21 protein-coding genes are annotated in these 21,572 nt (G+C 30.2%); all 21 read right to left on the bottom strand.

From position 1 onward, the window contains the following. Nucleotides 1-82: 82 nt before the first annotated feature. The gene (holB, locus tag TOPB45_RS08570; RefSeq protein WP_013909641.1) at nucleotides 83-1,027 is read right to left on the bottom strand and encodes a DNA polymerase III subunit delta'; all 945 of its coding nucleotides are present in this window, start codon (nucleotides 1,025-1,027) and stop codon (nucleotides 83-85) included. Continuing rightward, a complete protein-coding gene (gene murA, locus TOPB45_RS04360) occupies nucleotides 1,017-2,285 on the bottom strand; it encodes a UDP-N-acetylglucosamine 1-carboxyvinyltransferase (protein ID WP_013909640.1) in 1,269 nt (422 codons plus the stop codon). Before murA ends, holB begins: the two co-directional genes overlap by 11 nt. Beyond that, nucleotides 2,246-3,106 carry a peptide chain release factor N(5)-glutamine methyltransferase gene (gene prmC / locus TOPB45_RS04355; RefSeq protein ID WP_013909639.1) on the bottom strand — a complete coding sequence of 287 codons (861 nt, stop codon included), beginning with the start codon at nucleotides 3,104-3,106 and terminating at the stop codon, nucleotides 2,246-2,248. Before prmC ends, murA begins: the two co-directional genes overlap by 40 nt. Continuing rightward, complete coding sequence (locus tag TOPB45_RS04350; RefSeq protein ID WP_013909638.1) at nucleotides 3,103-3,744, bottom strand: class I SAM-dependent methyltransferase; 642 nt, start codon at nucleotides 3,742-3,744, stop codon at nucleotides 3,103-3,105. The genes prmC and TOPB45_RS04350 overlap by 4 nt, the downstream gene beginning before the upstream one ends. Nucleotides 3,745-3,750: 6 nt before the next feature. Next, a complete protein-coding gene (locus TOPB45_RS04345) occupies nucleotides 3,751-4,497 on the bottom strand; it encodes an undecaprenyl-diphosphate phosphatase (protein ID WP_013909637.1) in 747 nt (248 codons plus the stop codon). Nucleotides 4,498-4,511: 14 nt separating this feature from the next. Next, entirely contained in the window at nucleotides 4,512-5,450 is a 939-nt protein-coding gene (locus TOPB45_RS04340; RefSeq protein WP_013909636.1) for a magnesium transporter CorA family protein, read from the bottom strand. Nucleotides 5,451-5,473: 23 nt separating this feature from the next. After that, nucleotides 5,474-6,685, bottom strand: a complete 1,212-nt coding sequence (locus tag TOPB45_RS04335; RefSeq protein WP_013909635.1) for a type II secretion system F family protein — start codon at nucleotides 6,683-6,685, stop codon at nucleotides 5,474-5,476. 1 nt (nucleotide 6,686) lies between these two features. After that, nucleotides 6,687-8,156: an IMP dehydrogenase gene (gene guaB / locus TOPB45_RS04330; protein WP_013909634.1), complete on the bottom strand. Its 1,470-nt coding sequence runs from the start codon at nucleotides 8,154-8,156 to the stop codon at nucleotides 6,687-6,689. 29 nt (nucleotides 8,157-8,185) lie between these two features. Beyond that, nucleotides 8,186-9,394: an HU family DNA-binding protein gene (locus TOPB45_RS04325; RefSeq protein ID WP_013909633.1), complete on the bottom strand. Its 1,209-nt coding sequence runs from the start codon at nucleotides 9,392-9,394 to the stop codon at nucleotides 8,186-8,188. A 2-nt stretch (nucleotides 9,395-9,396) separates the two neighbouring features. Further along, nucleotides 9,397-10,263, bottom strand: coding sequence for a signal peptide peptidase SppA (gene sppA, locus TOPB45_RS04320; RefSeq protein ID WP_013909632.1), 867 nt, complete (start codon nucleotides 10,261-10,263; stop codon nucleotides 9,397-9,399). Between the two features lie 15 nt (nucleotides 10,264-10,278). Then, nucleotides 10,279-11,709: a S1 RNA-binding domain-containing protein gene (locus tag TOPB45_RS04315; RefSeq protein ID WP_013909631.1), complete on the bottom strand. Its 1,431-nt coding sequence runs from the start codon at nucleotides 11,707-11,709 to the stop codon at nucleotides 10,279-10,281. A gap of 39 nt (nucleotides 11,710-11,748) precedes the next feature. Beyond that, on the bottom strand, nucleotides 11,749-13,050 hold the full coding sequence (locus TOPB45_RS04310; RefSeq protein WP_013909630.1) for a tRNA nucleotidyltransferase/poly(A) polymerase family protein: 1,302 nt from the start codon (nucleotides 13,048-13,050) through the stop codon (nucleotides 11,749-11,751). Between the two features lie 9 nt (nucleotides 13,051-13,059). Continuing rightward, entirely contained in the window at nucleotides 13,060-13,938 is an 879-nt protein-coding gene (gene xerD / locus TOPB45_RS04305) for a site-specific tyrosine recombinase XerD (protein ID WP_013909629.1), read from the bottom strand. Next, nucleotides 13,938-14,432 carry a hypothetical protein gene (locus tag TOPB45_RS04300; RefSeq protein WP_013909628.1) on the bottom strand — a complete coding sequence of 165 codons (495 nt, stop codon included), beginning with the start codon at nucleotides 14,430-14,432 and terminating at the stop codon, nucleotides 13,938-13,940. The genes xerD and TOPB45_RS04300 overlap by 1 nt, the downstream gene beginning before the upstream one ends. Then, nucleotides 14,429-15,109, bottom strand: coding sequence for a metallophosphoesterase family protein (locus TOPB45_RS04295; protein WP_013909627.1), 681 nt, complete (start codon nucleotides 15,107-15,109; stop codon nucleotides 14,429-14,431). Before TOPB45_RS04295 ends, TOPB45_RS04300 begins: the two co-directional genes overlap by 4 nt. After that, nucleotides 15,081-16,007, bottom strand: coding sequence for a radical SAM protein (locus tag TOPB45_RS04290; protein WP_013909626.1), 927 nt, complete (start codon nucleotides 16,005-16,007; stop codon nucleotides 15,081-15,083). The genes TOPB45_RS04295 and TOPB45_RS04290 overlap by 29 nt, the downstream gene beginning before the upstream one ends. Then, nucleotides 16,004-17,002 (bottom strand): (Fe-S)-binding protein, encoded by a 999-nt coding sequence (locus TOPB45_RS04285; protein ID WP_013909625.1) that lies wholly within the window; start codon nucleotides 17,000-17,002, stop codon nucleotides 16,004-16,006. The genes TOPB45_RS04290 and TOPB45_RS04285 overlap by 4 nt, the downstream gene beginning before the upstream one ends. Beyond that, on the bottom strand, nucleotides 16,971-17,567 hold the full coding sequence (locus TOPB45_RS04280) for an HD domain-containing protein (RefSeq protein ID WP_013909624.1): 597 nt from the start codon (nucleotides 17,565-17,567) through the stop codon (nucleotides 16,971-16,973). Before TOPB45_RS04280 ends, TOPB45_RS04285 begins: the two co-directional genes overlap by 32 nt. Beyond that, the gene (gene speB, locus TOPB45_RS04275) at nucleotides 17,554-18,417 is read right to left on the bottom strand and encodes an agmatinase (protein WP_013909623.1); all 864 of its coding nucleotides are present in this window, start codon (nucleotides 18,415-18,417) and stop codon (nucleotides 17,554-17,556) included. The genes TOPB45_RS04280 and speB overlap by 14 nt, the downstream gene beginning before the upstream one ends. A gap of 3 nt (nucleotides 18,418-18,420) precedes the next feature. Next, nucleotides 18,421-18,876 carry an adenosylmethionine decarboxylase gene (speD, locus tag TOPB45_RS04270; RefSeq protein ID WP_013909622.1) on the bottom strand — a complete coding sequence of 152 codons (456 nt, stop codon included), beginning with the start codon at nucleotides 18,874-18,876 and terminating at the stop codon, nucleotides 18,421-18,423. A 191-nt stretch (nucleotides 18,877-19,067) separates the two neighbouring features. Continuing rightward, the gene (locus TOPB45_RS04265) at nucleotides 19,068-21,443 is read right to left on the bottom strand and encodes a TonB-dependent receptor domain-containing protein (protein WP_013909621.1); all 2,376 of its coding nucleotides are present in this window, start codon (nucleotides 21,441-21,443) and stop codon (nucleotides 19,068-19,070) included. Between the last annotated feature and the right edge of the window lie 129 nt (nucleotides 21,444-21,572).

Below are 21,572 nucleotides of genomic sequence, written 5' to 3'. Positions count from 1 at the left end.
CCTTCTTTTTTTCTTAAAATTTAAAAATATCCCGACCTTAAAATTATGCAACCCTAAAAATTACCACTTCGGAAGTGGTAATTTAAAAAAGGGTATTTAAAAGGTGGTAGAAGGCAAGTTCTTGGTTTACATAAAAATCTAAGGCATTCTTTACCTCATAAATAGTTCTTATTGCTAAATAGGGATCTCCTTTAAAGGTTTCTTCAGGAAAGGCTTGAGGATAGGGATAATCTATTTTTTCTTTAAGATAGGATCTCCAAACCCAAATGCTAAGAACATAAAAAAATTCATCCAAAACCTCTGGTAAAAAACCTGAAAATCTTTCAGCTACTTTAAACCTTTTTAAAGGACTATTTGAAAAACCTGCTTTAACAAAACTATTTAATTCTTCTAAAATACCCTTTTCAGCAATAGTAACAGCTTTTCCAATGCTTCCAAAGGATATTTCAGCAAGAGTTTCTGCCACCTTTTCCTCAAAAAGATATTTCTTTTTTAAAAATTCTTTTATAACTTCAGTAGGAAGGCTTCTAAATCTAACAATCTGAGAACGAGAAACTATAGTGGGTAAAAGCTTGCTAAAGTTTTCAGAAATTAAAATAAAAATTGCATAAAGTGGGGGCTCCTCTAAAGATTTAAGCAAAGCATTTCCTGCCTCTAAATTTATTTTATCTGCCTCTTTTATGAGAATAATCTTATATTCAGCCTCCAAAGGTCTATATCTTAAAAAATATATAGTTTCTCTAATTTGCCCAATGGTAATTTCTTTTTTTTCAGGATAAAGAATACGTATATCAGGATGAATTTCTTTTTCTATTTTTTTACAGGCTTTGCACTCTCCACAGGGATTTTCTTTATCTTTTTCGCAAAAAAGATGAAACAAAAAAGCCCAAGCTGTAGTTTCTTTCCCTACTCCTTTTGGACCTGTAAAAAGATAGGCATGGGAAAGTCTATTTTTTTGAAGAGAAAGTTTTAAAAGATTAACTGCAGGTTCTTGCTTTAAAATTTCTCTTAAATTTTTAACTTTCATCTTCCTCCACTTTTATATCAGCTCCAAGGGAAAGAAGTTTTTCCACAAAATTTTCGTATCCCCTTTCTATAAATTCTACATTATAGACAGTGGTTGTGTTTTCAGCCATAAGCCCTGCTAAAACAAGAGCTGCTCCTGCTCTCAAATCTGTTGCCTTAACAGGAGAACCCATTAAAGGAGTAGGACCTTTTATAATAGCTGTTCTATTTTCTACTTCTATTTCTGCACCCATCCTTTTTAATTCATATACATAAAGAAATCTATTTTCAAAAATATTTTCAGTTATAAAGGATATTCCTTCAGCTTGAGTTAAAAGTATAGTAAAAAAGGGCTGTAAATCTGTGGGAAAGCCAGGGTAAGGAGCAGTAATTATTTTTACAGGATTTAAAATCCTTCCTCTCTTTACTCTAAGAGCATCTTTACCAACATCTTCTAAGGTTATTCCAATTTCTTCAAGTTTAAGAATTGGAGTTTTTAAATGTTCCTTTTTTATATTTTTTACTACAACCTCATTTTCTTCCATAAGGGCACCTAAAACAAGATAAGTTCCAGCTTCAATTCTATCAGGAATAATTTCTATATTAACAGGCTTAAGCTTCTTTTTTCCTTTAATATAAATAGTATCTTCTCCAAGCCCCTTTATTTCTGCTCCCATTTTTTTTAACATTTCTCCAAGAAAGATAACCTCTGGTTCTTTGGCTGAATTTTTAATAATAGTTTCTCCTTCTGCAAGGCATGCTGCCATCATTAAATTTTCTGTAGCTGTAACTGAGGGAAAATCTAAAACTATTTGAGTGCCTTTAAGTTTTTTTGCAGAAACAACTAAATTACCCTTTTCAAGTTGTATATTTCCTCCAAGTTGAGAAATCCCTTTTATATGAAAATCAACAGGTCTTTTTCCTATGGCACATCCTCCAGGCATAGGAACTATAGCAGATTTAAAACCTCCAACTAAAGCACCAAGAAATAAAATAGAGGCTCTCATCTGACTTGCAAGCTCATAAGGAATAAAAACACTTTCAACTTTTTCTGTATTTATTTCCACATAATCTTTTTTAAACTCATAAGTCGCTCCAAGAGACTCCATAATTTTTAGCATATTAAAAACATCTCTAACCTTAGGAACATTTTTAAGTTTATAAAGTCCGGGAGCTAAAAGAGTTGCACAAATTGCAGGAAGAGAAGCATTTTTTGCTCCGCTTACCTCTATCTCACCCTTTAGAGGCTTTCTACCTTTAATAATGTATTTTCTTTCCATGCCACAACTACCCTCTCGTAATTTTTTAAATCTCTATAAATTTTGTAATTCCATTTATAAAGATCTAAAAGCTCCCTTATTCTTTTTCCCTGATTATATCCTATTTCAAAAATTAAAAAACCACCTTTTAAAAGATATTTATCAGCAAATTTTAAAAGTTTTTCTTGAAATTCTGTCCCTTCTTTTCCTGAAACAAGGGCAGATTTTGGTTCATAAAGTCTCACTTCTTCACCAAGGGTTTCCCATTCTTCAAAAGAGATATAGGGTGGATTTGAGACTATAGCATTAAAAAGAGGTTTTTCTAAAAACGGGCTAAACCAATCTCCTTTAATTAAAAAAAGTCTCTTTTCCACTTCATAGGTTTTAGCATTTTTCTTAGTTATTTTTAAAGCCTTAGGCTCTATATCTACAGCAAAAACTTTTAATTCTTTTCTTTCAAGAAGAAGAGTTATAGAAATTATACCTGCCCCAACTCCAAGTTCAAGAACTTTTCCTTTTTCTAAGGGTAATTCTAAAAAAGCTGAAATTAAAATTTCTGTATCCTGTCTGGGAATTAAAACACCTTCCTCTATATAAAACTTCCTTCCCCAAAAATAGGTGGTTTTTAAAATATAGGGCAAGGGCTTTTTCTTTTTTCTTTCTTCAAGAATCTTTAAAAAACTTTTTTGAGGAATTTCTTTATCAAGATATAAATAAACATTAAGTGGAGGAACATTTAAGAGATGGGAAAGAATAAGAAGGGCTTCCCATTTTGCATATTCCTCATTTTCTATTTCTGAAAGGACTTCCTTTGCATATTTAAGAGCAGATAAAACCTTCATTTAATTTTCAAAAGTTTATTTAAAATTATTTCCACAGCTTCTCCATTACTTTTAAATCTTCTTATACTTGTTAAAACTTTAAAATATTTTTGCGCTTCATACAAAAAGGGAATTAAGACCCTTTTTCTTTCTGAGGGATGGGATAAAATTACTTCTCCTTCATCTTCAAGATAGTTTTTAAAAAGTTCAATTAATGGTTCAAAAAGGCTTTTTCTAAAAACTATTTCTGAGCCTATTATTAAATCAAATTTTTGAGAAAGATCGGGATTTCTCCAATCTAAGATTTTTGTTTTAACCTTTAGATTATTTTCTTTAGCTGAAAGTTTTATGAATTCAAGGGGAAGTTCTTCATAATCTGTGGCAAGAACATCATGTCCAAACTTTGCAGCTACAAGGCTTGGAACTCCGAGTCCTGCTCCAAGTTCTAAAATTTTTTTGGGAGGCTCAAGGGTTGCTACATAATCAGCAAGAACAAGACTTGCTTCCCAAATCTTTGCCCAAAAGGGGAATTTTTCTACTTCTAAAAAAGGGTCTCCTTGAAAGATTTCTTCCAATTTTGCAGGAAGAAAAATTTTTAGAGTTTCTCCTCTTATAGAAATTTCTTCTGTTTCTAAGGTAAGGTTTTTAATCTCAGCCATTATTTATTAACTTCCAAAGTAAAATATTATGAGCAAGCCTAACAGAATTCTGTAAATTACAAAGGGATAAAGGGAGTGACGCTTTAAAAAAGGGATTAAAAAAGCTATAGCTAAAAAGCTAAAAACCCCTGAAGAAAAAAAACCTACTAAAGCAAGGTCTAAAGGGATAAAGGAAGATTTAAAGAGCTTTATACCTTCATAAAGTCCTGCTCCAAGAATAAGAGGTGCCCCTGCTAAAAAGGAGTATCGGGCAGAAACTTCTCTTTTAAGTCCTAACAAAAGCCCAGCTGAAATAGTTATCCCACTTCTTGATGTTCCTGGAATAAGAGCTAAAGCTTGAAAAACCCCTATAATAAAAGCTTTTAAAAAATTAAGCTCTTTAATTTCAGAGCTCTTTTTCCCCATAATCTCCCCTAAGATCATGGGAATACTCATAATTATTAATCCTAACCCTACTATAAAAGGTGTTCTTAAATAGGTTTCTACTATGTGTTCTAAAGTAAAACCTGCAATTGCACCAGGGAAAGCTGAGACCAAAATAAACCATTTATAATTCCAAATTTCTCTTAGGTCTTTCCAAAAATAACTAACTATCGCAAAAAATGAACCAAGATGAATAAAAGCATCAAAGGAAAGAGAAGTAAAGGTATTAAAAAATTTTTCTACCAAAATAAGGTGCCCTGTGCTTGAAATAGGAAGAAATTCTGTTAATCCTTGAATTAGACCAAGAAAAAATGCCGCAAAAAGGTCCATTTAAATACCCTTTTTTAAAGATATCTTTTTTTGCGAAGGACAAAGAAAACAAAGAAACATAAAAGAAAAGTCAGAATATTAACAAAAAAGAAGGCATAAGAAGAGCCCTGAAAAGGTAAGGGAATATTCATTCCATACATACTGTAAATAATATTAGGGATGGCAAGAATTATAGCAATACTTGCTAAAAATTTCATAATTAAGTTAAGATTGTTATTAATTATTGAGGTATAGGCATCCATTGTATTTGCCATAATATTTAGAAAAACTTTTGTCATTTCTATAGCTTGTCTATTCTCAATCTGAACATCTTCTAAAAGCTCCATTTCTTCCTCTGCTAAATGAAGATATCTTCCGCTTTGAATCTTGATAAGAACTGTGTCATTTCCTTGAAGGGAGGTATTAAAATAGGTAAGTGTTTTTTCAATACTTAACATTTTTATAATTTCCTCATTTTCAATAGCCCTAAAAACCTCCTCTTCATATTCTTCAAGAGTTCTATCAATTTGACGCAAAAGTTTAATATAAAGAGAGGTCACAGCTAAGATGAAATTTAAAATAAAATAAACTGGTTTTGCTAAATTAAAGGTTTTGCTTTTATTAGCAATAGCTATAAATTCTTCAAATATAGGATGATCCTTTAAACAAACTGTGATTATATTTTCTTCGGTTAAAATGATACCAAGGGGAATAGTTTCGTATCTTATAAAAAGACCTTTTGAAACTACATCAGGAATTCTCAATATAATTAAAATCTGTTGTTCTTCCTTTTCTATGCGAGGTCTTTCTTCTTCATCCAAGGGATATCTTAAAAATTCTGGAAGGATTTTAAATTTTTGTTCTATATAAGAAATTTCTTCTTCTGAGGGATTAAAAAGACAAACCCATGTATGAGGTGAGGGTTTATCTGCAGGAACAAGCAAACCATTTTCAGATTTGTATATTCTAAACATTCACCCATTTCCTATCTAATAGATTATTTCATTCCTCCTATTACTTCTCCAAGTTTGAAGATAGGTAAATATAAAGAAATTAAAATACCACCTATTACAATTCCAAGAAATACTATAAGTATAGGCTCTATAAGAGTTGACAAAGTATTAACCATTCTATCCACTTCTTCTTCAAAAAAGTCAGCTACTCTATTTAACATATCTTCCAATCTACCAGTAAGTTCTCCTACTCTAACCATTTCTACTAAAAGATAAGGAAATACTCCTGTATAAAACATAGGATCTGCAAGGGATTGACCTGCAGATACATTTATTCTTACTTCCTCCATAGCCTTCTCTAAAACTTTATTTCCTGAAGTTTCACCTGCTATGGTTAAGGCTGGCAACAAAGGAACTCCTCCCCCTATGAGATTTGCAAGAGTACGAGCCACTCTTGCAACAGCAGCTTTTTTAAAAAGTTCTCCTAAAAGGGGAAGACTAAAAATTATTTTATCTGTATTATATCTTCCTATTTCTGTATTTCGGTAATATCTAATTCCTATGATTAGTCCTGCTAATAAAATAATAAAAACTATAAGAATTTTCCCAAAATTATTGCTAATACTGATTAAAATTTGGGTTGGTAAAGGAAGAGCCTGTCCTGCACTTTCATAAATTTCTGCAAACTTAGGAATAACAAATAGCATAATAATTGAGATTACAGCTATGGTAACTATTACTATAAGTGAGGGATAAACCATAGCATGTTTTATTTTTGATTTTAAACTTAATATTCTTTCTAAATAGCCTGCTAATCTTTTTAATATCACATCAAGATTTCCGCTTGTTTCTCCAGATCTTACCATATGAACATAAAGACTATCGAATACTTTAGGATATTCTGCCATAGCATCACTTAAACTACTTCCTGTTTCTACTTTTAATTTAATTTCTTTGAGGACATTTTTAAAATATGGATTTTTCTGTTGTTCTGCAAGAACTTCAAGGCTTTTTACAATTGGAAGCCCTGCCTCCAATACCACTGCAAATTGACGTGTAAAAGTAGTAAGATCTTTTCCTGATACAGATTTTCTTCTAAAGAGAGCAAAAGTAGTTTCTTTTTTAGGTTTGATTTTGATAGGAATTATGTTTAAGCGTCTTAAATAGACCTCAACCAGTTGTTGATTAGGAGCATCTAAAACACCACTTCTTATTTCTCCTGTAACTGATTTTCCTTGCCATTCAAATAAGGGCATTTTATTTTCCCACCCAGTAATTTGGTGCTTCTTTTAAAATACTAACACTGTGTACATGGCTTTCTCTATAACCTGCTTGTGTTATCTTTATAAATTTCGCTTTCTTTCTCAATTCTTCAATATTTCTGCATCCACAATATCCCATTCCTGACTTAAGCCCCCCTACAAGCTGATAAATCATGTTAGAAACTGGTCCTCTATAGGGAACTTTTCCTTCTACTCCCTCTGGAACAAATTTAGATATATCTTCAGCTTCTTGTCCATATCTTTCCCTTCCACCAGATTTAAACATAGCAGAAAGAGAACCCATACCTCTATAAAATTTATAAGTCCTGCCTTCATAGAGTATAGTTTCCCCTGGGGCTTCTTCAGTTCCTGCAAAAAGATTTCCTATCATTACTGCATGAGCACCTGCAGCGATAGCTTTGGTAATATCTCCTGAAAATCTTATTCCTCCATCAGCTATTACAGGCACTCCGTATTTGTCAGCAACTACAGCACAATTATGGATAGCTGTAATTTGAGGAACCCCTGCACCTGCAACAATTCTTGTAGTACAAATAGACCCAGGTCCAACACCTACTTTTATTCCATCAGCTCCTGCTTTAATAAGCGCCTCTGCTCCTTCAGCAGTTGCTACATTCCCTGCCACCAATTGGCAATCGGGAAAATGATATTTTATTTCAATAATAGTTTCTATGACATTTTTGGTATGTCCATGGGCAGAATCAATAAAAAGTACATCACAGCCTGCTTTTAAAAGTGCCTCTGCATGCTCAAGTCTATTTTTCCCAACTCCTATAGCTGCACCAACCCTTAGTCTACCAAGTTCATCTTTACAAGCATTAGGATATTTTTTAATCTTTTCTATATCCTTTATAGTAATAAGACCTTTTAAACAAAAGTTGTCATCTACAATTAAGAGTTTTTCAATTTTGTAGTGATGTAATATCTTAACTGCTTCATCTAAGGTAATCCCAGGCTTTGCAGTAATAAGATTCTCTTTAGTCATTACCTCTTTGACTGGTCTCTCAAAATTGGTTTCAAATCTTAAATCTCTATTAGTAACAATTCCTACAAGTTTTCTTTCTGGTCCCTCAACAACAGGTATTCCAGAGATTCTAAATTCTTCCATCAATTTTAAAACTTCTTTTATTGGGGTATCTGGATTTACTACTACAGGGTCATATATCATTCCGCTTTCAGACTTTTTAACCTTCTCTACTTCTTTTACTTGCTCCTCTATACTCATATTTCTATGAATAACCCCTAATCCTCCCTCTCTTGCAATACTTATCGCCATTCTGCTTTCTGTAACAGTATCCATAGCAGCAGAAAGTATGGGAATATTAAGTTTGATTTTAGGAGTAATATAGGTGGATACATCTACATCTTTTGGTAAAACCTCAGAATAAGCAGGAACTAATAATACATCATCGAAAGTATAAGCCTCATAAAGAATTTCAAGCATAGGTGAACCCTTTAATTAAAATTGGTTTTTTATAATTTTGCTAAATTATAATCCTCAATTAAAGAAAGTAAAGTTCCCTCTAAAATTCCATATTCATTAAGGAGCATACTTTCTTTGTTAAAATGTTCTAATATTTCTAAATAAATTAAAGCCCCAGGAAGCACTATATCTTCCCTTCCTTCTTCCATTCCTCTTACTCTTCTTAATCTTTCTAAATCAAAATTGGAAAGTTTTTTTATTAATTTTTCTAAATTTTCTTTGGTAATCCTATGTCCATGTAATTTTTCGGGAATATATTGATTAAGTTTAAGATCAAGCCCACCAAGAAGAGAGGCTGTCCCTCCTGTAATAATTATTTCTTCAGGATGATCTGTAGGAACTGAAGAAAGTTTTTCTCTTATATACTCCCTAAGCGATCTTAAAACTTTTACATTTAAAGGATACTTTAAATTAAAAATTTCTTTTAAAACTACAGCACCAAGATCAATACTTTTGCTCCATTTTCTTTCTCCATCATTAATATAAGCAATCTCTGAAGAACCTCCACCAACATCAACAGTAACAAAATTTTTAATTTCTGTAGGAAGTATTTTTAATCCCCAAATAATTCCTTTCAATGATAATTCTACTTCCTTCTCAGGAGAAATTACTTCAATTTCAAAACCGGTTTCTTCTTTAGCTTTCTCTATAAACTCTTTAGCATTTTTAGCTTTTCTAAAAACTTCTGTGCCTATTGCTTTATAATTCTCAATTTCATATTTAGAAAGCTCCTCTCTAAATTTTTTTAAACATTCTAAACCTCTAACAAAGGCTGAAGGAGAAATTATACCCTCTATACCTAAACCTTCTCCTAATCTAACATTTTCTCTTTTTTTCATTAAAAACAGTGCATCTCCATTAAATTTTTTACCTATACAAAGCCTGAAGGTTTGAGTCCCAAGGTCTAAAGAAGCTAAAAAAGGAGTATTTAATCTTTTTTTAAATTCTTTGCCAATTTTAAATAAAACTCTATATTTTTCTTTAACATAATACCTTTGGTTATTTTTGGGATTTTGAAAAATTGTGCCTTTAGTCTTTTTTAAGGTAAAAATTCCAAAGTTTCTAAGTTCTACTCTGTTCCCTTTCTTTAATTCCTCTTTTATAATTTCAAAAAAAAGCTCCACAATATATTCAAGATCTTCTTTATCAATATCTGAAAATTTATAGCTTAATTTTTCAGCAAGTTCTTTTTTGGTCATAATTAATTTACCGCTATATACCAGGGTTTAAGAAAAATAGATTCTAAAATTGAAGAACCCTTTTCTTCTAAAATTTTAGAAAGAAAGCCTTTTTTCTTAGGTAAAAAAACAAGTTTTGCTTCGGTAATTTTAGCCAATTTTTTTGCTTCATTTACTGCATCCCAAAAATTACCAAGCTCATCCACTAATCCTAAGGATAAAGCCTCTTCTCCAGTAAAAATTCTTCCATCAGCAAATTCTTTAACCTTTTCTATGGGAATTTTTCTTTCCTCTGAGATAGCTTTTATAAATTGATCATGAATAAGTTTCACTTTTTCTCTTAAATATTCTTTTTCTTCAGGAGTTAAGGGTCTATAGATTGAACCTGTATCTTTATAAGCTCCGCTTTTTATAGTTTCTGTCTCAACCCCAACTTTTTTTAAAAGTTTTTCTATATTGGGTATTTCTAAAACAACACCAATACTTCCTGTAACTGTTCCTGGAGAAGCAAAAATTTTAGTTCCTCCAAGGGATACATAAAGACCTCCTGAAGCTGCTACACTTCCCATAGAAACTATAACAGGTTTTTTCATTCTTGTTTTCTTTAATTCTTCAAAAATCTCCTGAGAAGCTCCAACTGATCCTCCAGGGGAGTCTATCCTTACTACTATTGCTTTAATGCTTCTATCTTTTGCCATTGCATTAATAGCCATAAGATATTCTTCTGCATCTAAAATAACCCCTTTTATTTCAAGTACTCCAATTTGGGGTTTCCCAAAATCTTTTTCTTTGAAAAACATTATAAAAGAGAGAAGAAAGCTAAGTAAAACAAGAAAAACAACCAATCCTCCAATAAAAGCAAGTCCATAAACAAGCCAAGGTCTTTTCATTTATTTCCTCTCTTTTTAATTAATTTTTTTCTTAAAAATTTCTCCTAAAGTTATAAAAGTAGTTTCTTTAGCCTGCATTTTATAATCTTCTATTTCTTTATTTTCCAAATCTTCTAAATATTTTAAATAGGAAATTTGAATTTTTCTCTTTTCTTCATCAATATTAATGATTTTTCCTTTTATTTTATCTCCCACTTTAAAGCCCTCAAATTCTGTAAGCTCTTTTTTATATTTATATACTTTTAGATCTTTTAAAAACTCTTTTAAAGGCATAAATGCTGTAAGTTCTGGAGTTAAACCTATTAATAATCCATTAGGTAAAAACTTTTCTATTACTCCTTCTACAATTTCTCCTAATTTATAGTTCTTGCTTGCAGAAATCCAAGGATCAGGTTGAAGCTTTCTTAAACTTAATAATATTTTTCTTTCAGAAGGCTTTATTTCTAAAATTAAAGCAGAAACTTCATCTCCTTTTTCAAGTATTTCATCAATTTTAACCTTTTTATTCCAAGTTATTTCTTTTACAGGAATAAATCCTTCTATTCCTGGCTCAAGTTCTATAAAGGCTCCAAAATCAAAAATTTGGGTAATCTTTCCCTTTACAATATCTCCCTCTTTATATTTTTGAGAAACCCTTCCCCAAGGATCAGGAAGAAGGGCTTTAATGCTTAATTTTAATTTCTCTTTTACAGGATCGTAATTTAAAGCCTTAACTTTAATTTTTTCACCTATTTTAAAATACTCAGAGGGATTATCAATTCTTTTCCAATCTAATTCTTTATAAGGTAAATAACCTGTTAAAACCTCTTCTATTTCAATTAAAAATCCACCCTCTACTTTCTTTTTTACTATCCCTTCTATTGGCTTCCCAGCTTTAATCTTATTAATTAGAAATTCTTTTTTTCTTTGATATTCTTTTTCTAAAAATTTTTTTCTTGAAACAATGAAACTTTCGTTTTTTATTTCTAAAATTTCAACCTTTATCTTTTTTCCAATCAAAGAGTCTAAATTTTCGGGTTTATCTCTAAAAAAGGCTTGAGAATAGGGCATAAAGCCCTTTAGAAGAAAGTCAAATTCTACTTCATAACCGCCCTTATTCAAAGCCAAAACCTTTACTTCAATGGGTCTCCTTTCTTTGTAAGCTTCTTTTAATTCTTCCCATAATTTTTTTTCTCTTAGTTTTTTAAAAGATAAAATATAAAATCCTTCTTGAGGTTCTTTTCCAATAACTAAAGCTTCTATTTCATCTCCTTCACTCAAAATAAATTCTCCTTCCTTATTCCTTATTTCCTCTATGGGTAAAAGAGCTTCTTTTTTTAAACCTATATCAACAAAAGCAAAATTTTCAGAAATTTTGATTATCTTTCCTGAAATAATAGATCCAGGTTTTACTTCTTTTAAACTTTCATGAAAATGCTTTTCTAATTCCTGAATCCAGTCGTTCATTGAAAAAGAGGTTTTTTAAATTATTCGGTAAATTTTAATTTAATTTTTAGATTTGTTCAAGAGAAATTGAATTACTAAATTTTTTTCATCTTCTTCATTTTTTATTTTTCCTTCTATTTTTTCTTTTCTAATCAATTCAAGCAAAGCTCCTATTTCTTTTCCCTCTTTAACACCAAGTTTTATTAATTCCTCTCCTGTAAGCTCAGGTTTTACTTTTCTATACTCTTTAAAAAATTTTATTAGATCTTTTTTTATTTTGGGAAAATAAATCCCAAGGGTCAAAAGATAAATAGAAGGTATTTTTTCAAAGATTTTTATTTTTTCCCAGAGAGATAGCTTTTCCCAATTGGATAAATTTTCTTCAATTAATTTTTTGTATTTTATCAACTCTTTTATTTCTGAATCTGGAAATCCTAATCTATAAAGACTTTCTAAAAATCGAGAATCAACAAGCCCAAATAGAAAAATTTTTTCTTTTTCCCTTTCAGATATTTCTCCCTTTAATTCTTTTAAAAGACTTATTAAAGAATTAAAATTTTTCTTATTAATTTTAAGCTCTGCCTCTTCAAAAAGATTTAACTCATAAGTTGTCATTAAAAGATTTTTTAAGTTCTTCTCTGGTTCCTTGGTTAAATAAAGTTTCAATTCATTTGCCAATCTTGTTCCAGAAAGTTTTTTTAAGGCAGATTTTTCAAAACATTTCTTTAGTGCCAGAAAAAAATCCTCAGAAAAATTGAATCCAAATCTAATCTTATATCTAATTCCTCTAAAAATCCTCGTAGGATCATCTACAAAAGAATTTAGATAAAGAGGTTTTATTAAACCCTTCTTAAGATCTTCTTCCCCTTCAACTAAATCAATTAAGACCCCTTCATAAGGTGGAGAAAGACCTATTATAAGTGCATTTATAGTAAAGTCCCTTCGTAAAATATCATCTTCAAAATGGGAGGCAAAAACTTTGGGAAGCTTAGCAATATCCTCATAAATTTCTTTTCTTGCAGTTATAAAATCTATTAAAAATTCTTTCCCATTTAAGTTTATCTTTACTTTATAAGTCAAAAATTGAGATTCAAAAAGGATTTGCCCTTTTACCTTTTCTAAGAGCTCTTTCAAAAAACTTTTTAAGTTTCCCTGCAACACTAAATCTAAATCCTTAGGTTTGGGTATTCTCTTTTTGTAAAGCCTTTTAAGAAGATAATCTCTTACTACTCCTCCTGCAAAATATAAAAATTCTCTTCTTTTTTTAGAAATATCTCGGGCTAAAGACAAAAATTTGAGAAGTTTTTGATCAGGCAAAATAGTTTTCAAAAAGTCTTCAAGATCAATTTTAGTTTTTTTCATTAGTTATTTTTAAGCTCTGGGATGGTGTTTTTCATAGACCTCTTTTAATTTTTTATAATCAAGATGAGTATAGATTTGGGTTGTACTTAAACTACTATGCCCAAGCATCATTTGTAAAGCCCTAAGATCTGCACCTCCTTGTAAAAGATGTGTTGCAAAGGAATGCCTTATTACATGAGGAGTGACTTTATCTTCAAGCCCGCATTTTTTGGCATAATCTTTTATTATCTGCCAAAATCTTTGTCTCGTAATAGGAGCTCCTCTTCTATTTAAAAAAACAAAATTTTTACTTTTTTCATTTGCCAACTGGGGGCGCACATTTTCTAAATAGGTTTTTAAAAACTTCAAAGCATAATCTCCGAGAGGGACAAGTCTTTCCTTAGAACCCTTACCTAAAACTCTAACTAAACCAAGCTCAAGATTTAAATTCTCAAATTTAAGATTTACCAATTCTGAAACCCTTAATCCTGTAGCATAAAGCACTTCAAGCATGGTTCTATCTCTATATCCAAGAGGATTATTTATATCAGGAGAATTTAAAAGTTTTTCAATCTCTTCTAAACTTAATACCTTAGGGAGTCTGAAAGGTAACTTGGGAGATTCTAAAAATAAAAGAAAACTTATATTAAATCCCTTTTCTGCTTCTAAAAATTTGAAAAAGCTTCTTAAACTTGAAATCTTTCTTGCTATGCTAAAAGGATTATATCCTTTCTTTTTTAAATTTTCTAAATATTCTCTTAGTTTTTGAAAAGCTTCTTCTTCTGAGGGCAAAGAACCACAAAAATCTGCAAAATCTTTTAAATCAGCTTGATAAGCCAGTAAAGTATTATAGGAATAATTTTTAACACCCGCAAGATAACTTAGAAATTCTTCTATAAGTTCTTTCATTAAAGAGTTAGTTCTTTTAAGACTTTTTCAACTTCAAATCCTATAATCTCATCTTTAGAAGTTAAAGCAAGGGTTTTTAGTTTAGAAAGTATACCTTGCTTTTCAGAAATATTTCTATTAGGAAAATCTTCTTTAAGCTTTTCTAAAGCCGAAAGCACAAGTGTTCTGTCATCGAGATCAAGAAAAAGAAGAAGGGTTCTCCAGTCATCAGGAATACCATATTTTTCTATAAACTCCTTAGCAAGTTTTTTAAAATTTTTGGTTCCATAATTTTTATGAAGATTTTCAATAAAATTTTGCTTTTCAAGTGTCTCTTTATCTACAAAAAGTTTTTCGAGTTCTTTCAAATATTTTTCTTTGGATTTATAATCATTTTTAGGCAAGTCTCTTTCAGCTCTTTCAAGTTTTTTTCTTATTTTACTAAATCCACTCTTATCCCTTAGTTTATCAATCTCTCTCCAGGAAAGTCTTTTTCTCTCATCGTCTTTACTCATATTATCTCACCTCCACAATCAATTTGATATATTTTTTTTGATGGAAGTTCAATAGCAGTAAGTTTACCACCATATACACATCCTGTATCAATTCCAATTCTATCATCTAAAATTAAAGGAATAGGAAATGGAGTATGCCCAAAAACTATAGTTTTAGGAAATTTATATTCGGAAAAATAAAAACTTTCTCTTATCCAGAGGAGATCTTCTTCATTTTGCTCCTCTAATTTTTTCCCTGGTCTTAATCCTGCATGAACAAATATATAATCCTCTGTTTCATAATAAAGCTTAAGTTCCTTAAGAAAATTTAAATGCTCTTCTGGAATTTTAAGCTCTCCATCTTTATAATAGCTTTTTAAGGTTGCTCCTCCACCATTATATAAAAATATGTCTACATCTATTCCTTTTAAAAATCTTTCAAACATCCACTCGTGATTTCCTTTAAGAGGAATAATTTTATCTCCGTAAAGTTCTTTAAGTTCTAACATTTTTTCAATTACTCCCTTAGGATCAGGGCCTCTATCAATGTAGTCTCCTAAGAATATAACCAAATCCTTACCCCAATTTACAGGAAGAATATTGAGCAATTTTTCTAAACTCCACAAACAACCGTGAATATCTCCAATAGCAAAAATTTTATAATCTTTATTAGTTCCAAAAACGTGCTCTTCTGTCATCAAGTCTTGTAAGACCATATTTATAAGCTAATTTTAATGCCCTTTCCCACTCTTCTTTAGTGATTTTTCTATCAAGAGGTGGATATTTCCATGCATCTCCACAGGGTCTATACTGATCCATAAGATTAAAATAGGTATGTGGAGAAATTTCTTCTTTTATAAATTTAATCACTTCTTCTGTTTGAGAAAGGTCTCCTGGTAAAACTAAATGTCTTATAATTAATCCTCTTTTAGCAATTCCATTTTCTATAATTAAATCACCTACTTGTCTATGCATTTCTTTAACCGCAGCCTTAACAACCTTTGAATAATTCTTTACTTTTGAAAGTTTTAAAGCTACACTATCATCCATATATTTAATATCTGGCATGTAAATATCTATTATTCCATCAAGAAGCTTTAAAGTTTCTATAGATTCATACCCTCCACAATTATATACAATAGGTAAAATTAGTCCCTTTTCAGCAGCTATTTTTATTGCCTTTACAATAAAAGGAACTTGATGAGTTGGGGTAACAAGGTTTATATTATGACATCCCCATACCTGTAAAATTAACATAATTTTTGCAAGATCTTCTTCATCAATTATATCTCCTTCTCCTAAATGGCTTATTTCCCAATTTTGACAATAAACGCAAGATAAATTACAATAAGTAAAAAATATAGCTCCGGAACCATTTTTTCCAACAAGGGGTCTTTCTTCACCAAAATGAGGGCCATAACTTGAAACCATAGGTTTATTAGTAACTTTACAAATACCTTTTTCCCCTTCCAAACGATTCACTTTACATTCATTTGGACAAAGGGTGCAAGAAGATAACTTTTCGTAAAGTACTTCTATTCTTTTATCAAGTTCCCCTGAATCAAGCAAATTTAAATAGGAGGGATACTTATTCATAAAAGTTCTAACCAGTGAAGAATAAGTGGTGGCTTTTTTAAAAGCGCATTAAAATTTAGATAACATCCTGTACAAAAAGTAGCTAAAATCTCTATATTTTCTAAATTCTTAACCCACAACCCTTTGTTTTCCTTTTGAAAACCTTTAAGCCAGAGAAAAAATTTTGCTGAGCCACAACAAAAATCTCTTGTTTCTATCTTATTTTTTACCAAATTAAAATCTTCTGTCAAGTGGCAAGGGAGGTGAAAAAGAATATTTTCTCTTAATTTTTTCTCCTCCAAAATTTTAAGCTCGTCTTCTGCTTTTAAAGAAAGATAGTTATAAGCTGAAATAGCTCTTTTAGAAAGTTCTATAAAGCCTTTTTCATATTTAGTATCTTTAAAAACTTGAGGATAAATTTTTTTAAACATCCACAAACAGGTAGCACAAAATATTATAAGGTAGCCCTTTGTTTTTTCTAATATTTCTAAATTTTTAAGCGCATTTTCTTTTAAATTTGAAATAAGCCCAAGATTTAAAAATATTGCTCCACAACAAACTAATCCTTTGGGCACCCCTATAGATATCCCTCTCTTTTTAAGAATCTCTTCAAATCTTTCTAAAGCTGAAGGATAAAGATACTTTAAACCACAGGAGTAATATATTGTAATATCTCCTTCTTCCTTCATAATTTTAGTAGGCAATTCTTTTTTTAAATTTATTAAATTAATAAAATTGTTAAGATTTAAAAAAGTTAATAAGGGATTTTCTTTTTCTTTTAACTTTTCAAGATAAAAGGTAGGGAAACCTATATGGTGAGGACAAATCCTTTCACATCTTTCACAAAAAAGACAAAACTCAAAACTTTTATGTTCTATTTCGTGGGAAAGTAAAAATAATCTTCCTCTGGGAGAAAAGGATTCCTTTTTATAAACCTTATAAGACGGGCATACAGGGACACATTTACCACAAAGATTGCATAAATTAAGAATCTTTTCTTTGATTTCTTCTTTCATTATTTTTAACAAAATATTCTAACCACCAAGAACACCATTCTACTTTTAAAATGGCTTTAACTAATTTTTTAGCTTCCTCTGTAATAAGTTTTCTTTTAGCATATTCGATCCATTTGTCTGCATAGGGATTATTTAAGTCTTTTTGTTCTTTGAGTTGTATTATTAAATCAACCACATCTGCATCATGAACCAATTTGGCTTCTAAACTTTTTAAGCCTCTATATTCTTCCCAAAGAGATAGAATTTCTTCCTTCATTGGAGTATTAGAGAAGGCATCCTCTAAAGCCCTTTTTTCATCAGCTTTATTATATATTTTATTAACTGCATTGAAATCTCCTATTCTTGTTTCTGCTAAATCATGAATTAATGCCATTTTAAAAAGTTTTTCTTTATTAAGTTCTTTTTCACAAATTTCTGAAAGTATCCAAGCACAAAAAATTACTCCAAAGGAGTGAGAAGCTACATTTTCTCCTCCAGTTCCAAGATAAGTAAATCCAGTTCTTTGTATTCTTTTTAACAAAGCTGATTCAAAAAGAAGTTTAGCGTATTTTTCAAAGAGTTTCATATTTTTTTGCTAAATAAGAGGAAATTTTAAAAATTATTTTTGCTGCTAAATATTCTGTAATAGCATTTCCTAAGTTAGGCTTTACTTCAACTATATCCATTCCAACTAAATTATATCTAACCACTAATTTAAGAATTTGCAAAAATTCATACCAGTTTATTCCCCCAGGTTCAGGAGTTCCTACTCCAGGAGCAAAAGAGGGATCAAAAACATCCATATCTAAAGAAAGATAAATATCACCCTCTTTAATAAACTCTTCTATAATTCTTAAACTTTTCTCCCAATTTTCTCTAAGATCTTTCATCCACAAAAGAGGAAAATTAACTTCCTTTATAAATTCATATTCTTCTTTACAAAGTGTTCTTACCCCTACACTTAAAATAGGAATCCCCATTTCATATATTCTTCTTATTACAGTTGCATGAGAAATTTTACATCCTAAATATTCATCCCTTAAATCTAAATGCGCATCAAGATGAAGGATCTTTAAATTTTCATAAAATCCTTTTAAAGCTTTTATACTTCCTAAGGTAACTGTATGTTCTCCTCCTATTACTATAGGAAATCTCTTTTTTATTAAAGTTTCTCTCACTTTTTTTGAAATTTCTTCAAGAGCTGTATTTATATCAAAAGGTAGCTCAGGTACTGGATAAGTAAAAAAACCGAGTACTTCTTGGGGTTCAATTTCTGTTTCTTCATCAAAGAATTCTAAATTGGGACTAACTTTGAGAATCTCTGTAGGTGCTTCTTTTGTGCCTTTTTGCCAAGATGTAGTAATTTCTAAAGGAGCAGGAATTAGGGCTACCCTTGCTTGGGGATGGTCAGGTAGCCCCAAAAAAGTAAGTTTCATTTTTTATATTATTAAATCCTTCCTTTCCATACGAATAAAGTTTTCAACTGCTCTGATAGAACGAGGAAATTCTAAGCCTCTATCAAAAAACTTTATTTCACTTTTTTTAATTTCAAAAATTTCTATAATGTCTTTTATAGCTTTATCTACATCAAAGGGCTTACAAGAAAATACATCTACACTTAAATATAATTTTTCTGGAAAGGTATGAATACTTATATGACTTTCAGCAATAATTACAAATCCAGAAATTCCCCAATCTTCAGGAACAGGAGCGTAATATTTAAAAACATAAGGAGGCATTATTTTGGTCATTTGAATTTCTTCTGGATATTTACTTAAAAAATTATATATAAAATCGAGATCCATAAGTTTTTCACGATTAGCTCCATATCCATCAATAATGAGATGCTGACCAAAACCATATTCAAATTTTTCTATGTTTTTTGTGCTTTTCATTTTTATCCCCCCTTTAAAATTACTAATGTAAGACCGCTCTTAAAATATATCATAAAAAATATTTGTCAAGTTTTTTAAAAAAAATTTCTGAAAAATTTTTTATAATTTATAAGTATCCTGAATTAAACTAAAATATTTCTTGAATACATCATTTTTTGAGATTTTTCTTTTTTATTTATAGGAACATAACTTTAAAATCTTATTTCTAAATTAATACCTATCCATTGAGGAGGTGCCTTGACCTCTCCTATCTCTTTATAATCCTCATCCAAAAGATTTTTTATCCAAAAAGAATAAGTTAGATTTTTGCCAAATTTTTTCTTTATTTTTAAATCTACCAAAAATATTTTATCTCTTTTGTAATATTCTCTATAATTTAAACTTCCAAAAAATTCCCAATGCCAAGGAAGGTTATATATTATTCCTAAAATAAAATTGTGTCTTAAATAACTTCCAGAATAACGGGCACTTGGTAATTTTTCAGCTATTTGATTTAAATAGGTATAACTTATAAAGGGTTTAAAATTTTTAAAAATTATGTTACTGTCTAAGGTAAATCCAACGGTTTTTAAAATTTCTATATTTTGAGCCTGAATTATGTTTTCTTTTTTAATCCAGTCTATAATATCCTTTCCGTACCTATAAAAACCTGTTCCAGAAAAATTGATTTTATTTTTGTAATAGTCAAATCCAACAGAAATATTATAAGCTTTTTCAGGTGATAAGGAGGGATTTCCTTTAATAGTAGGAGAATCATAATAAAATTCTGTAAAACTTGGTATTCTATAGGAAAAACTGAAAGAACTTCTTAATTTTAGGTCTTCCTTTAAAAGATAGGCAAATCCCAAATTATAAGTAAAAATATCTTTATTTTGGGTTATAACATCATAACGAATCCCAAAGCTCGGAAAAAATCGTAAACTTATTTTAGGATATAACCAAAAATAAAATCCTGTAGATTGCCTTAAATGATCACCGAGTCTTGAACTCTCAAGTGTCTCATAAGAAACTTCTACCCCCAAAAGATAATCCATATAAGTTCTTTCATATCTTAAAGGAAAATTAAGGCGAAAAACCTGAGATTTATGAGTATTTTTATAAAAATCTGGATTTTTTCTATCTAAAAGATATAAATCGTAGTTAATTCTATAAAGTAAAGTGGGCTCTAAAAACCAGTTATTTTTGTATATATTTTTCTTAACTAAAAATAAGTGAGTTTTTGTACTTTCCCATTCTGTATCATATTTTGTAATATAAAAATTTCTTGCTCCAAAATCTTTTTCTTGAAATCCGTAAAAAAGAGTTTTTTTATCATCTTTGCTATATAGATTAAAAGTTCTAATATCAAAATCTCTATTCCATATAAATCCATTTGATTTTTTTTGAGAAAAAACTAAGTTAAATGGAATTTCAGAAGTAGAAAAACCAAAATTTCCAAATATATGTTGGTAATCATAACTTCCGTATTCAGCTAAAATTTTATATCCTTTAGTGGATGGTTCTAAATTGAAATTTATAGCACCTCCAAAACCTCCAGGTCCATAAATAGCACTTGCCCCTCCAGAAAGAATTTCTAAACTTTCTAAAATGTCTTCTTCTAAAGGTAATTTCATTAAATGATGCCCTGTTTGAGGATCAGAAATTCTTATACCTTCAAGAACAACCAAATTTTGTTCAAAACTTGTTCCCCTAATAGAAAGGTCAGCTTGAACCCCAAAGGTACCTCTTTCTTTAAGTTCAAGCGCTGAAAAAACCTTCTTTAAACCAAATTCTGAAAGTTCTTCTTTTTTAACCACTTTTACTTCTTGACTTATTTTTTCAAGATCAGCACCTTTTGCTGGAGAAACAACCTTTACTTCTTCCAAAGTATAGACAGATTCTTCATTTTCCAAAGTATAAAGAGGTTTTTCAGAAGAAAAAGCACTTTGATGAGTACAAATTAAAAACAAAATTAGAAAAAGAACACTATATTTTCTTTTAAGCAATCTCCACCCTAACGGTAAGATTGAAGCTGCCAAAAGCAATTTAAGAATGTCACCAATTATGAAAGGATAAAGACCAAAAGCTAATACTTTTTCCCAACCAACAAATCTTGCCAACCATAAAAGCCCTGGTGCATAGATTAAGATGTTCCCAACAAGCATTGCTAAAATTGCAGTTGTAATTCTTCTATCAAAACCTCTTTCGCACAAAAACCCAACTACAAAAGCAGCTAAAACAAAACCAATAATGTAGCCAAAAGATGGACTAACCAAAAAAGAAATTCCTCCTCCACCAGCAAACCAAGGAATTCCAGCTAACCCTTCTAATAAATAAAAAAATTGAGATAAAAAACCTCTTTTTGCTCCAAGCAAAGCTCCACAAAGTAACACTGCAAAAGTTTGACCTGTAATTGGAACCGGACCAATCTCAATTTTTAACTGAGCAGAAATTGCGGTTAATAAAGTAAAACTTAAAACTAAGAAAATGTTTCTTAATAAAACAAAAGTTTTATTTTCAATTTTTGGCAAAATAACATCTACTATTGCTATTCTTTTAATTTTTGCTTCTATAACTAAACCCTCCACAAATTTTGTTAACCAATTTTAATTTTAAAGGTTAACGTTAACATGTTAATTTTTTTTGTCAACCCTTTTTAACAAAGCTCTATGGAAGTATAAGGTTGACAAGTATTCATAAAATAATATCATTTTAAA

Source organism: Thermodesulfobacterium geofontis OPF15 (assembly GCF_000215975.1).
In the GTDB taxonomy this organism is placed as follows: domain Bacteria; phylum Desulfobacterota; class Thermodesulfobacteria; order Thermodesulfobacteriales; family Thermodesulfobacteriaceae; genus Thermodesulfobacterium; species Thermodesulfobacterium geofontis.
Note: the sequence above shows the minus strand (reverse complement) of the source record. Positions and strands in the feature narration are given on the sequence as shown.

Coding starts and splice junctions, on each gene's coding strand:
- holB (WP_013909641.1), bottom strand. CDS start 1,027: ATGAAAGTTAAAAATTTAAGAGAAATTTTAAAGCAAGAACCTGCAGTT.
- murA (WP_013909640.1), bottom strand. CDS start 2,285: ATGGAAAGAAAATACATTATTAAAGGTAGAAAGCCTCTAAAGGGTGAG.
- prmC (WP_013909639.1), bottom strand. CDS start 3,106: ATGAAGGTTTTATCTGCTCTTAAATATGCAAAGGAAGTCCTTTCAGAA.
- TOPB45_RS04350 (WP_013909638.1), bottom strand. CDS start 3,744: ATGGCTGAGATTAAAAACCTTACCTTAGAAACAGAAGAAATTTCTATA.
- TOPB45_RS04345 (WP_013909637.1), bottom strand. CDS start 4,497: ATGGACCTTTTTGCGGCATTTTTTCTTGGTCTAATTCAAGGATTAACA.
- TOPB45_RS04340 (WP_013909636.1), bottom strand. CDS start 5,450: ATGTTTAGAATATACAAATCTGAAAATGGTTTGCTTGTTCCTGCAGAT.
- TOPB45_RS04335 (WP_013909635.1), bottom strand. CDS start 6,685: ATGCCCTTATTTGAATGGCAAGGAAAATCAGTTACAGGAGAAATAAGA.
- guaB (WP_013909634.1), bottom strand. CDS start 8,156: ATGCTTGAAATTCTTTATGAGGCTTATACTTTCGATGATGTATTATTA.
- TOPB45_RS04325 (WP_013909633.1), bottom strand. CDS start 9,394: ATGACCAAAAAAGAACTTGCTGAAAAATTAAGCTATAAATTTTCAGAT.
- sppA (WP_013909632.1), bottom strand. CDS start 10,263: ATGAAAAGACCTTGGCTTGTTTATGGACTTGCTTTTATTGGAGGATTG.
- TOPB45_RS04315 (WP_013909631.1), bottom strand. CDS start 11,709: ATGAACGACTGGATTCAGGAATTAGAAAAGCATTTTCATGAAAGTTTA.
- TOPB45_RS04310 (WP_013909630.1), bottom strand. CDS start 13,050: ATGAAAAAAACTAAAATTGATCTTGAAGACTTTTTGAAAACTATTTTG.
- xerD (WP_013909629.1), bottom strand. CDS start 13,938: ATGAAAGAACTTATAGAAGAATTTCTAAGTTATCTTGCGGGTGTTAAA.
- TOPB45_RS04300 (WP_013909628.1), bottom strand. CDS start 14,432: ATGAGTAAAGACGATGAGAGAAAAAGACTTTCCTGGAGAGAGATTGAT.
- TOPB45_RS04295 (WP_013909627.1), bottom strand. CDS start 15,109: ATGACAGAAGAGCACGTTTTTGGAACTAATAAAGATTATAAAATTTTT.
- TOPB45_RS04290 (WP_013909626.1), bottom strand. CDS start 16,007: ATGAATAAGTATCCCTCCTATTTAAATTTGCTTGATTCAGGGGAACTT.
- TOPB45_RS04285 (WP_013909625.1), bottom strand. CDS start 17,002: ATGAAAGAAGAAATCAAAGAAAAGATTCTTAATTTATGCAATCTTTGT.
- TOPB45_RS04280 (WP_013909624.1), bottom strand. CDS start 17,567: ATGAAACTCTTTGAAAAATACGCTAAACTTCTTTTTGAATCAGCTTTG.
- speB (WP_013909623.1), bottom strand. CDS start 18,417: ATGAAACTTACTTTTTTGGGGCTACCTGACCATCCCCAAGCAAGGGTA.
- speD (WP_013909622.1), bottom strand. CDS start 18,876: ATGAAAAGCACAAAAAACATAGAAAAATTTGAATATGGTTTTGGTCAG.